This is a genomic window from Alphaproteobacteria bacterium, from assembly GCA_023898745.1.
GTDB lineage: Bacteria > Pseudomonadota > Alphaproteobacteria.
Genome location: CP060237.1, coordinates 806816 through 822838 on the forward strand (window position 1 = coordinate 806816; position 16023 = coordinate 822838).

General features: G+C 34.1%; 17 protein-coding genes. 10 read left to right on the plus strand and 7 right to left on the minus strand.

Annotated elements, in window-relative coordinates; all coding sequences use genetic code 11:
- The first annotated feature begins 9 nt into the window (after positions 1-9).
- Together H6850_03995 and H6850_04000 are read left to right on the plus strand one after the other, a co-directional pair.
- A complete protein-coding gene (locus H6850_03995; protein ID USO02239.1) occupies positions 10-1830 on the plus strand; it encodes a M3 family oligoendopeptidase in 1821 nt (606 codons plus the stop codon).
- A gap of 42 nt (positions 1831-1872) precedes the next feature.
- Positions 1873-3594, plus strand: a complete 1722-nt coding sequence (locus H6850_04000) for a M3 family oligoendopeptidase (protein ID USO02240.1) — start codon at positions 1873-1875, stop codon at positions 3592-3594.
- On the opposite strand, the gene H6850_04005 is transcribed toward H6850_04000, so the two are convergent.
- Positions 3557-4297: a queuosine precursor transporter gene (locus H6850_04005; GenBank protein USO02241.1), complete on the minus strand. Its 741-nt coding sequence runs from the start codon at positions 4295-4297 to the stop codon at positions 3557-3559. The two genes, H6850_04000 and H6850_04005, sit on opposite strands and share 38 nt — an antisense overlap.
- A gap of 92 nt (positions 4298-4389) precedes the next feature.
- Between H6850_04005 and tssF the strand changes: the two genes are divergently transcribed.
- The 5 genes from tssF to H6850_04030 all read left to right on the plus strand — a co-directional run bounded on the left by tssF (position 4390) and on the right by H6850_04030 (position 8744).
- A complete protein-coding gene (gene tssF / locus H6850_04010; protein ID USO02242.1) occupies positions 4390-6018 on the plus strand; it encodes a type VI secretion system baseplate subunit TssF in 1629 nt (542 codons plus the stop codon).
- Positions 5982-6854 (plus strand): type VI secretion system baseplate subunit TssG, encoded by an 873-nt coding sequence (locus tag H6850_04015; GenBank protein ID USO02243.1) that lies wholly within the window; start codon positions 5982-5984, stop codon positions 6852-6854. Before tssF ends, H6850_04015 begins: the two co-directional genes overlap by 37 nt.
- 63 nt (positions 6855-6917) lie before the next feature.
- The gene (locus tag H6850_04020; protein USO02244.1) at positions 6918-7694 is read left to right on the plus strand and encodes an amino acid ABC transporter substrate-binding protein; all 777 of its coding nucleotides are present in this window, start codon (positions 6918-6920) and stop codon (positions 7692-7694) included.
- On the plus strand, positions 7694-8047 hold the full coding sequence (locus tag H6850_04025) for a hypothetical protein (protein USO02245.1): 354 nt from the start codon (positions 7694-7696) through the stop codon (positions 8045-8047). The genes H6850_04020 and H6850_04025 overlap by 1 nt, the downstream gene beginning before the upstream one ends.
- A gap of 169 nt (positions 8048-8216) precedes the next feature.
- Positions 8217-8744 (plus strand): glycerol-3-phosphate acyltransferase, encoded by a 528-nt coding sequence (locus H6850_04030; GenBank protein USO02246.1) that lies wholly within the window; start codon positions 8217-8219, stop codon positions 8742-8744.
- Here H6850_04030 and mnmA read toward each other — a convergent pair.
- Together mnmA and H6850_04040 are read right to left on the minus strand one after the other, a co-directional pair.
- Positions 8712-9827: a tRNA 2-thiouridine(34) synthase MnmA gene (gene mnmA / locus H6850_04035; protein USO02247.1), complete on the minus strand. Its 1116-nt coding sequence runs from the start codon at positions 9825-9827 to the stop codon at positions 8712-8714. The two genes, H6850_04030 and mnmA, sit on opposite strands and share 33 nt — an antisense overlap.
- Positions 9811-10419: a BON domain-containing protein gene (locus H6850_04040; GenBank protein USO02248.1), complete on the minus strand. Its 609-nt coding sequence runs from the start codon at positions 10417-10419 to the stop codon at positions 9811-9813. The genes mnmA and H6850_04040 overlap by 17 nt, the downstream gene beginning before the upstream one ends.
- A 100-nt stretch (positions 10420-10519) precedes the next feature.
- Between H6850_04040 and recO the strand changes: the two genes are divergently transcribed.
- Complete coding sequence (gene recO, locus H6850_04045) at positions 10520-11170, plus strand: DNA repair protein RecO (GenBank protein ID USO02249.1); 651 nt, start codon at positions 10520-10522, stop codon at positions 11168-11170.
- Here recO and H6850_04050 read toward each other — a convergent pair.
- From H6850_04050 to H6850_04065, 4 genes are read right to left on the minus strand one after another with little or no spacing between them, the layout of a single operon-like run.
- Positions 11167-11811 (minus strand): RlmE family RNA methyltransferase, encoded by a 645-nt coding sequence (locus H6850_04050; protein ID USO02250.1) that lies wholly within the window; start codon positions 11809-11811, stop codon positions 11167-11169. The genes recO and H6850_04050 overlap by 4 nt on opposite strands.
- A complete protein-coding gene (locus H6850_04055; GenBank protein USO02251.1) occupies positions 11765-12535 on the minus strand; it encodes an inositol monophosphatase in 771 nt (256 codons plus the stop codon). Before H6850_04055 ends, H6850_04050 begins: the two co-directional genes overlap by 47 nt.
- A 6-nt stretch (positions 12536-12541) precedes the next feature.
- Positions 12542-13108: an elongation factor P gene (gene efp, locus H6850_04060; protein ID USO02252.1), complete on the minus strand. Its 567-nt coding sequence runs from the start codon at positions 13106-13108 to the stop codon at positions 12542-12544.
- Between the two features lie 59 nt (positions 13109-13167).
- Complete coding sequence (locus H6850_04065) at positions 13168-13437, minus strand: hypothetical protein (protein ID USO02253.1); 270 nt, start codon at positions 13435-13437, stop codon at positions 13168-13170.
- A gap of 209 nt (positions 13438-13646) precedes the next feature.
- On the opposite strand from H6850_04065, the gene rpsO reads away from it, so the two are divergent.
- Both rpsO and H6850_04075 read left to right on the plus strand, forming a co-directional pair.
- Positions 13647-13916: a 30S ribosomal protein S15 gene (gene rpsO / locus H6850_04070; GenBank protein USO02254.1), complete on the plus strand. Its 270-nt coding sequence runs from the start codon at positions 13647-13649 to the stop codon at positions 13914-13916.
- 6 nt (positions 13917-13922) lie between these two features.
- Positions 13923-15947, plus strand: a complete 2025-nt coding sequence (locus H6850_04075; protein ID USO02255.1) for a polyribonucleotide nucleotidyltransferase — start codon at positions 13923-13925, stop codon at positions 15945-15947.
- Positions 15948-16023: the final 76 nt, after the last annotated feature.

Consider the following 16023-nt stretch of genomic DNA (forward strand, 5'->3'; position numbering starts at 1 on the left):
TTTGTATCATTGTTAAAAATAAAACATATTTTATGCGCTATTCCTTTGTTTTGTATAGGATGCGCTTCAGAAAAAATAACCCCAACCACTCCGCAAATCGAAATCTCAACTAAAGATAAATGGGATTTAAAAGACTTATGCGCTGATGATAAGACAGCTATTCAATCAATGAATCAGCTGCTAAAACAGGCGCAAGCGTTTAAAATAAAGCATCAAAACCTGTTTAAAACCACTCCGAAAGAAGCTGATCTAAAAAAAGCATTAGAAGAGTATGAAGAATTTTATGAAAAGGTCTCCAAAGTTTTTAGTTATGCTTCTCTTAAGCATTCTGTGAACTTGGAGGATGATGCTACAGGCAAAATGTATCAAAGCGTTGTGAGTTTATATACTCAGATCAACTCTGAGCTTGTATTTTTTCAAAACGAGATCATAAAATTACCTAATTTGTCTTATAAAACTAAGTACGATTATTGGTTGAAAAACTTAAGATTATGGAAGTCTCATATCTTGGATACCAAGACAGAGGAATATGCAACTCAAAAGAGTTTAACAAGTGATGCGGCTTGGGTGCGCTTGTATGATGAGACGTTAGCAAGTATTGTTTTTAAGTTTGATGGACAAGAGTTAAGACTTGAAGAAGTTTTGACAAAAACGCTTGATCCAGATGAGACGATAAGAAAAAAGGCAATACTCTCGCTAAGCGAAGGTTTGAAGGGTCAAGAAAAAGTCTTTGTTCGTATTTTTAATACCGTAGGACAAGACTCTAGAATTGAAAATAGCTTTAGAAAATTTTCTACGCCTGACAGCTCAAGACATTTAAGCAATCAAATTGAAAAAGAAGTTGTTGATCTATTGGTTGCAACCGTTAAAGAAAATTACAAAAAACTAAGTCATCGCTACTATAAACTTAAAGCAAGAATATTAAAAAAAGATAGACTTGAATACTGGGATAGAAACGCCCCTTTATTTGATGATAAGGAAGAAAGGATTCCATATGAAGCGGCAAAAGTTCTTGTAAAAGAAGCTTACGCTGAGTTTTCACCAAAGCTAGCTGAAATTGTTCAACGATTTTATGATAATGAATGGATTGATGTTTATCCGAGGAAAGGGAAGATAGGAGGGGCTTTTTGTTCTCTTACTGTTCCCTCGGTTCATCCTTATTTGTTGCTAAACTATCAGGGCAAGACAAATGACTTGAGAACATTAGCACATGAGCTAGGTCATGGTATTCATACAATACTTGCAAAAGATCAGGGTGTTTTAATGTTTGGAACACCACTTACGATTGCAGAAACAGCATCTGTATTCGGTGAAATGTTAGCATTTGAAAAAACAAAAAAACTGAATCCCAAAAAAATGCTTGCAAGTAAAATTGAGGATATGCTCAATACCGTTGTGCGTCAGATTGCTTTTCATGAATTTGAAATAGCCGTTCACTCAGAGCTTAAAAAAGGCGGAGAGCTAACCTTGAAAGAATTAAATGCTATTTTTAGACGCACACAAGAAGAAGCTTTAGGACCACATGTCAATCTTGATCCAGCTGTCGACAGGCTTTGGATTTATGTATCTCACTTCGTGCATGAGCCTTTTTATGTTTATGCGTATGCATTCGGAGATTGTCTTGTGAATAGTTTGTATATGCAATATAAGAAAACTAAAGATAAAAAGCTGTTTGTAGAAAAATACATTGAATTTTTATCAGCAGGTGGATCAAAATCTTATAAAGATTTGCTTGAGCCTTTTGATCTGGATCCGACGCAAAAATCATTCTGGGAGAATGGTTTGAAATTAATCAGCGACATGATTGATGAACTAGAGAGTCTCCTCTAAAATCGTGATAGCATAGACGTAGGAGAGTAAACACATTTGGTTATGGAAACCTGGGATTTAACCGATTTATGCGCAGATGACAAAACAGCACTTTCGATAATTAAAGACTGTTTAAAAGATGCAAAGGATTTTGCGAAACAGTATCAAGATTTATTTAAAGCCGCACCTGAAGAACATACTCTGAATAAAGCTTTAACGCAATATGAGGCGTTGCTTGAGGTTGTATATAAATTACTTAGCTACTCTTCACTTAAACACTCTGTAAATTTAGATGATGATGAAGTTGGGAAGCTTTATCAAGCGATTATGGAGATGTATGCACAAATAAAGACCGAGCTTGTTTTTTTTGAAAATGGACTTGTTAAGCTTCCTAAACTTCCATATAAAACAAAATATGATTATTTCCTAGAAACATTAAGGTTGCATAAAGCACATATTTTAGACGATGCCACAGAGCAATACGCAAGCCAAAAGAGTTTGCCTAGCCGATCTGCTTGGGTGCGTCTATATGATGAAATTCTAGCGGATATCGTATTTGATTTTGATGGCGAAAAGCTTAATCTTGAAGAATTGCTCTCAAAAATGTCTGACTTAGATGAGGAAACACGTACAAAAGCAGCGTTTGCCCTTGGTGAGGGATTAAAGAGTCAGGAAAAAATATTTGTTCGGATCATCAATGCGCTCGCGCAAAACCATAAAATTGAAAATGCATTTAGAGATTTTAAGCACCCTGATGATGCAAAACATCTAGATAATCAAATTGAAAAAGTAGTGGTAGATTTACTTACAGATACAGTTAAAGAAAACTATAAAAATATAAGTCATAGATACTATAAGTTAAAAGCAAAAATACTGGGTAAGGATAAGATAGAATATTGGGATAGGAACGTTCCTTTATTTATAGGCGATCAAGCAAAGGATATTTCTTACGAAGAAGGTAAAGAAATTGTAAAAAAGGCATATGAAGCATTTTCACCAAGATTGGCTGATCTTGTGCAAGAATTTTATGATAAGCCTTGGATTGAAGTATATCCAGGAAAAGGCAAAACATCTGGTGCCTTTTCTCATCCAACTGTTCCATCGGCACATCCTTATATCTTGTTGAACTATCAAGGCAAAATGCGTGATGTTGCTACACTTGCGCATGAATTAGGGCATGGTGTACATCAAATGCTTTCTAGAAAACAAGGGTTGTTGTTAGCTGACACGCCTTTAACAATCGCAGAGACGGCTTCTGTTTTTGGGGAAATGCTCACATTTGAAGAACTTAAAAAGCATAATCCAAAACGCATGCTGGCAAGTAAAATTGAGGATATGCTTAATACAGTTGTTCGCCAAATTGCATTTTATGAATTTGAAAAAGCGGCTCACCAAGAAATTAAAGAAAATGGCGAATTAACTTTAAAAGAACTGAACGGAATTTTTAGACGCACACAAGAAGAAGCGCTTGGAGAAGGTGTGAATTTAGATCCTGTTGTTGATGGTTTCTGGGCTTATATTTCTCATTTTATTCATTCACCGTTTTATGTATATGCATATGCATTTGGGGATTGTTTGGTGAATAGTTTATATATGAAATACAAACAAGCGTCTGATAAAAAAGATTTTGAAGAAAAATATATAGAGTTTTTATCAGCTGGCGGATCAAAATCTTACAGTGATTTACTTAAACCATTCGACTTGGATCCTCGTCAAAAATCATTCTGGGAGAATGGTTTGAAAGTAATTAGCGATATGATTGATGAGCTTGAGGCGCTTTTATAGTTTTTGACAAATAGATAATTGGCGTCTCTAATATGCCGATTATTATGCGAATCCAGTACGTTCCCAAGATAAATTTCATAACAATATCTTCTATAGAGTAAGGCAGGTCTACAAACACATAAAATGCTAAAAAAGAGAAGATTGTATTATCTAACAGCGCAGATAACCATATTGAAATATTAAACCTCGCCCATAAAGAGCTTTTGCTTAACATGTTGAAAAGATGGATATCAAAAAGCTGAGAAATTGTATAAGAAATAAGGCTCGCCGCAAATAAACGTAAGGATGGGGAGAATAGGGTGACCATAGAAATGTGATAAGACTCTGTATATGCTGTGGGCAAGTACCCCATTGTGATCAATATTAAGCATGCAAAAAACACTTGCGTATAGAAAGTTAAAAACACAGCTTTCTTTGCAACACCCTTACCGTAATGCAGATTAAGTAAATTTATTGCTACAAATAGCATGGAAAATGCAATTGTTCCTAAAGGAATTATCATAAACTTAAAATTTACATGCGTGAGGATTTGAATATTTCCAATCAAAATCGCTAATACTATAAACGCCGCAACCCCTATAGTTTGAAAATATCGAAACAAAAACAATAGAGCGCATGAGAATCCAATAAACTCAAAAATACTTAATAAAAAAGGAGAAAGTTGTTGTGCAAATAATATCCATGCGGAAATAATTGGATCCATGAGAGAGTTGTACTTTTTTCTTATTTTTAATGAGTTCTTTACTTTTTACAAGAAAACAATAAGAAAAGTATCACAGCAGGCGTTGAAGCGTCATGGCAAAAAAAGATCTAGAGACCTATTTCAATGAAGAAATGAGCTACCTAAGAGAGCAGGGTGATCTTTTTTCAAAAAAATATCCCCATGTGAGTAGCACATTAAATATATCAAAATATAAATCGAAAGACCCTCATGTGGAACGTTTGATCGAGGCGTTTGCATTTTTAACAGCAAAACTGCAGAAACGCCATGATGAAAACTTATCCAAAATAGGTGAATCAATTGTAGATGTTTTGCATCCGCATTACTCAAAAGTTAAGCCAGCATTTTCTATTGCAGAATTCACGCCCAACAGTGCATACACTGTATCTATAAAAAAAAATACTGAGATTGTTGCGCCAAATAAGTCAAAATTTAAAACACTTATGGATACACAAATTTATCCTATGAGATTGAAAAGAACCTCTGTGCAAGGAGATTTTTTAACATTAACCTTTAGTTATTCCAAATTAATTAAATTTTCAAAACTTACACTTCATGTACAAGGTGATAAAAATAGAGCAGCAGCTATTTTTGAATCACTCAAAGGAGGCGAGGTTTATTATTCATTTGGTGAGGAAGATCAATCCCCCCTAAAAAATGCAAACTTTCAATTTTTTGGCTATAACAAAGATGAGACTGTTACGGCCTCTACGTATGATAATTATAGCTATACACTCTTGCAAGACTTCTTTTTCTACCCTGAAAAGTTTTTGTTTGCATCCTTAAATTTAGATGAATTGCCAAAACCGCCCAATAATGAATTTACATTGTGGCTTCCTTATGAAAAAGGCAGCACAGAGCCTAAAAATTCAGATTTTAACTTCTCAGCGGCGCCTGTTGTAAATCTGTTTGAGATTTCTACAGACCCTATTGTCATTGATCATAAAAAAAGCGCTTATCCTTTAACAATTAGTGCATATAAGCCAGATGATTATGAGATCCATACAATTCTTCAACTCAAATGTGATGAAAAGGAAATTAAACCATTTTTTAATAAAAATGATACTGATGAGTTCTACTATTCGTCATTTAAAACAGAATCTTTAATTGAAAATATATTGGGAGCGGATACTTTTATCAGACTGCACTCCAATTCCCAAGATTCATTAAAAGAACGAAAGGTGGTTTATGGAAAGGTTTGGGCCACTAACAGAAATCGCGTGAATGAGATTACCGAGAATGATATTTTTACAAGCACAATTCCAATTCCTAAAATAAAATTATTACAAAGGCCACATTATTTTCCTTATAAGGCGGATAGAGATTTTTGGAAACTTATTTCTCAATTATCTATTAATCATCTATATTTTTCAGATAATGCAACATCACTATCTTTGTTAAAAAAAATATTAAGACTCAATGGCGCTCATGGAGATTTAGTAAATTTACTTAAAAGCATTACATTTAAAAATACAGCAAATCGTTTTACTAAAGATGGTATTTATGGATATTTAAGAGGTGTTGAAATCACTATCGAAGCGCAGATAAAAAGTACGGTAATTATTTTGAGCAAGGTATTGCATAAATTCTTTTCTGCCCAAGTTTCTTTGAATAATTTTGTGTCTTTGAAGCTTGTGGATTTTGATACAAAACAGGAGGTTCGTTCATGGAACGCAGTCATTGGACAACAGAAAACTTTATAAATACTGAGCTATTTGCACTTATTGATAAACTTTTATTAGAACAGGAAATAAATTTAAACGATAGAAAAAAGCTATCCTTTGAGCAAAATCTTACTTTTGCAAATCAGATGACTGATATAAACAAAGTGAGTATTGAAGATGATCGCATTATTGTAAAATCAAATGTCTTAAATCTTCTTGGCGCATATGGCCCGATTCCCAATATATATAATGAATTATTCCTGGATGAAACAAGAAATAAAAACCATTCAATAAAAGATTTTTTGGATATCTTTCATCATAAATTACTTGTTTTAGCCTATTATATTCACAAACAAAACTCCCCTGAACTCATCCGCCATATGTTAAAAAACTTTGCACCTGTAGATTTGCCAAACCTATCTCTTAATCAATACTTTTTTCAAAAAACAAAGACAACTTTAGGGATTGTTGAAATTGTTCAAGATTTTTTAAAGCAAAGAGTTATTGATTGTTTGTGGAAAGGAGAGTTTGTTTATTTAGAAGCAACAACCTGTGGAAAACTTGGACAGCGATATAATTCTCTTGGAAAAAATACACTTTTAGGTAAAATGTATTATGAACACAGTACACTCTGCAGATTAGAGTTAGAGCCAATGACATTCGAATGTTTTATAGAGATATTCAAGCATAAATTATCTCAATTGAAGACTATTTATCGTGCATACCTTCCCCTCATGACGCAACTAAAATTAAAATTTAATATCAAACCCTTTAAAGCAAAAAGAACAACTTTAAAAAAAGAGTTATATTTGTCTGTGAATTCTATACTAACTTCTCGTGAAAAAAATGTAGAAAGTTTTTGTATTACGTTATAGGATTTACCACTTTTTAATTTCTAATTCAGTAATCTAAAAATAGGCAAAAGGAAAGTGAAATAGATGCGCTTTTTAAAGTATTTTAGCGTTTTTTTTATTATTTGTTGTTTAACATACTGCTCAAACAGAACAAAAAAAATAGACCCAATTCAAATTGTTATTTCTGCGGATTATAAGCCTTTTTCTTATAGGGTAAAAGCACCTGATGAGCCAGAAGGAGAAAGATTCACAGGATTTGAAATTGATCTTATTAAAGAGGTGATGAAACGCTTGAACAAAGCTTATGTTATTGAAGAGCTCGCATTTGATGAAATTTTTTGCGCTATTGAAGGGCGGAGAGCAGATATCGCCATATCATCTATTACACAAACACCTGATAGAAAAGAGCGCTTTGATTTCACGTTACCATATTTTCATAGCCCTCAATCTATTGTTTTAAGTGTTGATAATGAAAAAACAACACTAGATGACTTAAATCCAAAAAAAGTTCTGATTCAAAAATCATCATCTTATCCGACGATTTTGAGGCAACTTCTAGAAAAATACCCAAAAGCTTTGATTGTTGAAGTAAAAGATATAAATAAAATTCTAGAAGAGTTTAATAAGAACTTTGATAAAGGTGTGGTGATTTTAATGGACAGATTTGCTGTAAAGAGCCTGTTTGATAATAACACCTATCTAAAAATTAAAACCATAAATTTTCAAGATGAAGATTTGAACTTTGCTATTATGCTGCCTAAAGGTTCTAATCTACGAACTCCAATCAATAAAATTCTTAAAGAGTTAGAGGAAGATGGAACTATAAAAATGCTTAAGAAGAAATATAATTTGGTAAGATAATGTCGCGACTAGGTTACAATATAAGACCTGCTTTATTTGATGTGTTTTCTTCTCAGGAGGACAAATCTTTAAAAAATGAGGTAGCTCGCATTTTGATGAGTCGAAATTTATCAGAAGATTTAAGGGGCATTAATTCAAGCTTTGGCATCCCGAGTGCATTAGCGGTTTCTTCTGAAAATAAAGAAAAAGTAGAATATACAATCGCATACCATATCATGAAATTTGAAAACAGATTGGAACAGACAACAGTTAAAATTGAATCCGTGTTAAATGGAACACTGAAGTTGCATATTGAATTGCACCCAAAGCTAAACCTTGAACCTATTACAATGAAGATGGAGCTGACGCTCTAGTTTTTTTACTGCAATTCTTTTATTCTGAAGAAAATAAGCGGTTGACGCTCGTCATGGCGAGTTTTGCTGAAGTTTAGCGAAAGCGAAACGCAGCCATCCACACCATATTTGGATCACCACGTCGCTATGCTCCTCGTGATGACGTGTTTGCATGTCAAGAAAGAACATAATGAAACACCTTATCATCTCTTATCTCATTGGCATGATTCCGTTTGGCCAAATATATGCGTATTTTTTAGGTATTGGCAGCTTAAAAACAAAAGGCTCAGGAAACATTGGTGCAACAAACGCTTATAGAGTAGGGGGTAAAGCTCTGGGCATTGCAACACTTATTAGCGATATGGCAAAAGGGTTTTTATGTGTCTATTTTTTCCCCCATCCATGGGTATTTTCTTTTGTCACATTGGGACATATTCAATTTCCATTTTTTACAGGAGGTAAAGGTGTTGCAACAGCTTTAGGCGCTGCATTCGCATTAAATATTTGGCTTGGCTTTAGTTTACTTGCGCTGTGGCTATCAACATTTTCTATTGCCAGAATTTCTGGCGTTGCTAGTATGATAACGTTTCTATCTTTTCCTATTGTTGGTTACTTTTTTAACGTAGATCTTATAATGTCAGGCTTTACATCTCTGGTCATTTTATATGCTCATAGAAAAAATTTCTTAGCTTGCATCCACAATCCAGCCACCGCCTAAAACATGTGTTCCATCATAAAATACACATGCTTGCCCTTTGGATACACCATATTCATCTGTTAAGATTTCTACCAATGCCTGCTTATCATCAATCATTTGAATAGTTGCAGGTATGGAAGTTTGCGTTGAACGAATTTTTACCTCTCCTTTATACGGTGCAATAAAATTTTTTTTCTCTAATAGCCAATTCACATCATTCACATAAATAAATTTCGTTTTCAAATGTTCTTTTGACCCCACAACAACAGTGTTATTTTCTGGATGGAGTTTTACAACATAAAGCGGCTCATGATAAGACACGCCAAGCCCTTTTCGTTGACCAATTGTGAAATTCACAATGCCATTGTGCTGCCCTAATTTTTGTCCATTTATATGAACAATATCACCAGGATTTGCAGAGTGGGGGCTTAACTTTCTTACAACTTCACGATAATCACCTCCAGGAACAAAGCATATATCTTGAGAATCAGGTTTCTGTGCAATATTCAATTCTAGTTGCTCAGCTAACTGTCTTGTGTAATTTTTATCATAACCTCCAAGAGGGAAGTGGATAAAATCTAATTGCTCAGGTGTTGTAGAAAACAAAAAATAACTTTGGTCTTTTGTGATATCTATCGCTTTATGAAGCTCCACATGTGTTGGTTTTACAATGCGTCGGATATAATGGCCTGTTGCAAGTCCAGCGCACCCCAAATCTTTTGCTGCTTTGAACAGATCTAAGAACTTTACTTTTTGGTTGCATTGCACGCAAGGAATAGGTGTTTCGCCTCTTAAATAACTATCGACAAAATTATCAATAACCTGCTCCTTAAAAACAGATTCATAATCTAGAACATAATGCGCAAAACCAATTTTTTCTGCCACCATTTTTGCGTCATAAATATCTTGCCCCGCACAGCAAGCCTTGCGCGTTTTTGCAACCTCTCCTTGATCGTACAATTGCAACGTAATACCAATAACCTCATATCCAGATAAAGACAAAAGACTTGCTGCAACTGAGGAGTCAACACCTCCAGACATTGCAACTGCAACACGGCTGTTTGCGGGGATATTATCTAAAGAAATTTTAGGAAAGGATCTCATGTCTTAATCGAACTAAAGATATAACTTTTTTCACACCTTTTGTATTTGAAACAATCTTTAAAGCTGCATCTCGCTCAAATTCATCTTTTGCAATACCCATAAGATAAACCTCGCCATTAAACACCTTAATTGCATAATTAAAAGATCGCACATTCACTTTTTTGTTAGTTAATAAGTTAAACGCAACTCTAGATTTAATCATAAGATCAGACTCATCCGCATTTTGCTCAAATTTGTCTTGTGTTTTCAGTTGATTAATCACTTGCTTTACACCAAATACTTCCCATACAGCTTGTTCGGCAAGCATTTTTTGATTTAGGTTGTCCACAACACCTATTAACAGAACCTCCGCATTATTAACACTTACACTCACTTTTGATGACAAATTTGCATCTTTATTCTCAAAATCAAATTTTGCAAGATTTGATCTAACCTTTGCTGTTAAATCCGCATCGGTTAATGTTCCTGAGATACCTTTTTCTCTAAACATTAACCCAATAACTGTGGCGCCTGTTCCCACAATGATAATTTCCGGAAGCCCGCAGCTTGTTAACACAAGAGTTAAAGCAATAAGTGAGATTTTTTTAAGCAATCGTTTATTTAATCTAATACCTTAGCCATAGGGTAGCACACTTGTTTTAAACAATAAAAGGCAGGTAAGATATCTTAAATCATGTCAAGAACTTAGGGCTATGCGTTTTACTGATGAAGGTATTGTTCTTGATGTAAAAAAAATTTTAGAAAACCGTTTTTCTATTAAAATATTCACAAAAAATTATGGTTATATTCAAGGAATTACACATAAGAAAGTTGATATTGGGCAACATATTTTTTTTGATTATTCCTCTAAAAATGAGCATGGCGCAGGGTTTGTAAAAATTAATAAAAAGATTATTTTGATATTTTCTTTTGAATTGTCTCCATTTGTTGCAAGTGTATGCCATTTATTATCTAGATTTTTACCAGAAAATCACCCTTACCCTGATTTTTATACAATAGTTTTTGAACTTCTTTCGGGTAAGTTAGAGCAATCAAAAGGGTTTTATATTTGGTTTGAAGAAATGCTACTCCAACATTTAGGGTTCGGATTATCGCTAACAAAATGTGCTGTTACCGATACCACTCAAGATTTAATTTATGTTTCACCTAAAACTGGTTGCTCTGTATCAAAAGATGTTGGATTGCCATATCATGCAAGTTTAATATTTTTACCTCAATTTATGTCCAAAAAAACATATATAGATTTAGATGCATCTGATTTTAATTTAGGCCTTAATTTAACAGGATACTTTATCAAGAAACATTTAGGTGCTTTGCCTAAAGTGCGCCAAATGTTGAATTAACCCTTGTATTCAATTGCAATTACGTATTCTTCTGAAGATTCTTGACGACTGGATTTTGGTTTAAAGTGATGCACTTTTTTAAATTGTTTTTTTAAAATAGCCAATAAATCACTTTGCATACCACCCTTAAATACTTTAAAAATGCAAAATCCATTTTCTTTTAACAATTTGGGCAAAAGCACAATCACCTCTTCAAGCATGCCAATAAGTTTTAAATGATCAACTTTTGGAATACCACAAGTCGAAGGGGATAAGTCGCTCATAACGCCATCAGCTTTTTTTACCAGATATTTTTCAATTTCTTTGAAATCTTGTTGAATAAAGGTAACTTTTTTATCAAGTGGCGCTATGGGGAGTAAATCGATCCCCAGAATTTCTCCTGCACTTCCAATATATTTCTTTGCAGCTTGAGACCAACTTCCTGGAGCAGCACCTAAATCCAAAATAAAATTTCCTGATTTTATCAGTTTGTATTTCTCTTGAATTTCTATAAGTTTATAAGCGGCTCTAGATCTATAACCCTCTTTTTTTGCTTTTTTTACATAAATATCTTTGCTTTGCCGTTGAAGCCAGCGCTTTTGAGATTCTGTTTTTTTATTTCCCATGCAGCTCTTTGTAAATTTTGTCAAATTGCGTCGCATTTCCAGCCAAGATATTTTTTGCCTCTAAAACACTTGCTGTTTTGTCCAAATCGTCAATCCTTCCACCAGCTTCCTTGATAAACACAACGCCAGCAGCAATATCCCAGATTTCCGGATTATTTCGAACAAATACATCCAATTTTCCACAACCAACATACGCCAAGGTCAATGCTGTTGAACCAAAATATCTAAAATGGTTGTAGTTTTCTGTTGCGCTCATATGTTTATCCATATGCGTTTGCCAATCAAAAGACACCAAACCATTAGAAGTTGTGTTATTTAGCGGAGTTCTGACGCGTATATTATTAAGATAAGCGCCCTTACCTTTTTCTGCATAATAAATATGATCCAAAATAGGGTCATAAATTACACCGTGTGTAATTTCATTTTTCTTGCGTAAAGCAACCGTAATACAAAAAAATGGTAACCCTTGCAAGAAATTTGTCGTTCCGTCTAAGGGATCAATAATCCACGTATAATTTTCTTTTTCTCCAGATTCAAAACCCTTACCTTCAGATAAGCAATTATATTCTTCATTGAATTTTTTTAAATCTTTGATCAGCGATTTTTCTGATCTGTGCTCAGCCGCTTCAACAAATTTATAGATAGATTGCTGATTAATTCGCATCTGAGAGATTTCATTAAAATCCCTTAAAAGTAATTTACCAGCTTTTCTCACGGCATTAATCATAATATTAAGGGCAGGGGATATGTATGTGTACATTGAATTTTAGTCCTTTTCCCTCTCTACGTAAGTTCCATCAGCTGTGTTCACAACAATTCGCATACCTGCTTCAATATGTGGTGGTACCAAAACTCTTTGATTGTTTTCTAACACAGCGGGCTTGTAAGATGATGAAGCGGTTTGTCCCTTTACTACGGCATCTGCCTCCCGTACTTCCATCACAACTGTATCAGGTAGTTTTATAGATATTGGCTTTTCTTCATAAAATAAAACAGAAATCATCATATTGTCCTTTAGGTAAACAACAGAATCCCCAATAAAATCTTTACCAAATTGCACCTGCTCAAAACTTACAGGATCCATAAAAATGTAATTCTCACCATCATAATAAAGATATTGATGTTCTTTTTCTTCTAAAGATACTTTCTCTACAGTTTCAGAGGAGCGAAAGCGATGATTTGTTTTTCCGCCCTCAAGTAGACCCTTCATTTCAACTTGCATATATGCCCCACCTTTCCCAGGCTTTGTATGCTGAGTCTTTAATACAACCCAAAGTTTATCATGAAAATTAAGGATATGTCCTACACGTATATCATTTGCTGAAAGTTTCATAAGTAAAATTATTCTAAATACTTGATATATTTTAAATATATTTTATTTGAAAGGCAAGCTTAAAAGCCTGTCTTCACTTTCTCTCCAACTTTTAATTGAATTAATTTACCCTTAATCTTTATATCTATTTTATCAGGATAAATTTTGACGATCTCAATATAAGATCCAAGTTTTATGCATCCATTCACTTGCTTTGTATTGAGCCAAATCGTTTGATCTAGAATAGCCTGTAAATACAATTCTTTCCCATAATCCCAAAAATAAGCATATTGTTTGTTGGGATCATCATAAGGCGTCATAGGAGAAGGGGTAATAAAAAATAAAAACACCGTTATATATAGACGCTTTATTTTTATGATAAAATATTTTACAACACAAACATAGACGTCCTATAATAGATTAGAGTTTAGTCTGGACGACATCCTGGCAAACACAAGAACATGTTGTCGTCATGCTGAGCTGCGGGCAAAAGATCTTCTCGTAAGGTTCTTTACTCCGCTCAGTATGGCGAGGAAATTTAAAGAAAGGAACATTATTGATGTCGATTACAAAAGAGCAAAGACAAGAGACGATTAAAAAATTCGCTAGAAAAGAGGGTGACACAGGGTCTCCCGAAGTCCAAGTAGCACTTTTAACGAATACAATTAAAAACATTACAGAGCATCTTAAAAAGAATAAGAATGATACACATACACGCGTTGGTCTTATGAGACAAGTCAACCAAAGAAAACGTTTATTGTCTTATTTAAAGCGCGTTGATGCTGATCGCTATAAATCTCTTATTGACGCATTAGATATTAGAAAATAAACTCATATGGAATGGCAATCACACAAACTTAATATTCGTTTAGACGATCTTGCCTTTCAATCAGATTCTTCTGTATATCTTGAATACGGCAAAACAGTTGTTCTTGCAACAGTTGTTTTAGAAGAAAATCCTCCTAAAGATTATATCAATTTTGCACCACTTTCTGTGCATTATATTGAAAAAACATATGCAGCGCGACGTATTCCTGGTGGTTATCTTAAACGGGAAGGCAAGCCTCAAGATCATGAGACACTAATCTCTCGGGTTATAGATAGAGGCTTGAGACCTTTAATTGCAAAAGGTTTACAAAATGAAGTTCAGGTTATCATTCACGTTTTGAGTTATGATCCAGAGATTGGCACAGTTGTACCGAGTTTTTTAGCCGCTTCTATCGCGCTACAAAGATCACCTGTTCCCTTTAAAGGACCGGTGGCTGCATGTCATGTTGGTTTACTAAATAATCAAATTATTATTAACCCAACATCAGAACAATTAAGTAGCATAAAAACTGATTTTCTTATTGCGGGAAATGAGAAAAAAATCCTTATGATGGAGGGTGGCGCATCCGAAGCATCAAATACTGAAATAATGAGAATGGTAAGAGCTGGGATAAAAGCTTATCAACCTATTATAAAACTCATAAAAACTTTTAAACCAAAACCGTCACATAAAAAACCCCTTATTGTGAAACCAGATTTTAAAGCGAAAAACAATCTATTAAAAAATAAAAATACACTCCAAGCTGCGCTTCAAATCCCTGTAAAGAAAGATAGAAGATGTGCAATTCATAAGCTGGAAGAGAAGTTTATTCAAAAGCATTCTAATCTCAAAACATCCGTTCTTAAAAGAACGTTTGAAGATACGATTCAAGAAGTCGCATTTGATTATATGATCGCCACTAAACGTAGAATAGATAAAAGAAAGTTTGAAGACATTCGTCCGATTGAAATAGAAACAAATCTGCTACCAAGTACCCATGCATCCACCTTATTTACTCGAGGTGAAACGCAAGTTTTGGGTGTATTAACTTTGGGAAGATTTGATGATAAACAAATGGTTGATACGCTTTCAGGCCTTCAGTTCCATCAATTTTTATCTCACTATAACTTTCCTAAATTTTCTGTAGGTGAAATCGATAAAATGAGTGCACCATCTCGCAGAGAAATTGGGCATGGTCAAATTGTTCATAGAGCAATTTCACCACTATTGCCAGATCCTCTTTATACATATCGTTTTGTTTCTGAGGTTCTATCATCAAATGGCTCATCTTCTATGGCAAGTGTCTGTGCAGGGTCGTTATGTTTTATGGAAGCGGGTGTTGAGCTGAAGCGTCATGTTGCAGGTGTTGCATTAGGTCTTGTTAAACATCAAGAGCATTCGGGAATTTTGGTTGATATTTCAGGCGATGAAGACTATATAGGGCATATGGACTTCAAACTTTGCGCAACAGAAAAGGGAATCACAGCTTTGCAAGTTGATACAACCTTGCAAGAAGGCCTTTCTCTCACAACTTTAAATAATGCGATACAAGTTGGACATAAGGCTACGCTTAAAATTATTACAAAAATGAATAAAAAAAGACACCATCCAGCAAAGCATTTACCCGATGATGTTAAAAGAGTTAGCGATCTCAAGATTGATCGTAAAAGAGCGAAGGTATTGTTAACTAATAAAAGTGAAAGTGGCACACGTAGCATAGAAAAAATTACAAATACACGTATAGATTTTGCGGGGGATCGCTTTCTTATCTCAGCTGAAAACTTCAATAATATCTTTAGAGCAAAAAGGGAAATATACCAATCGCTTAATTTTTTCCAAGAAAATCATGAGTACATCGTTTCAATAAAAGATATAGACACTCAAAAAATAGAATATGAAGGGTTTGAGGGCTTGTTAGAAAATAAAATCATTAAAAAACACAAGTTATCCAAAGGTCATCTTGCTAAGGTAAAATTTTTAGAAATTAGCAAAACAGGGGAGTTGATCTTCCAAATGATTTGCCCTGAATCTACAAAAGAAACAACTTCATAAAAAGACAACGCTAAAACTCAAAAAACGATCTTTAATTTATATGGGTTAAAAATTTTCCATAATATTTATTCTCAGG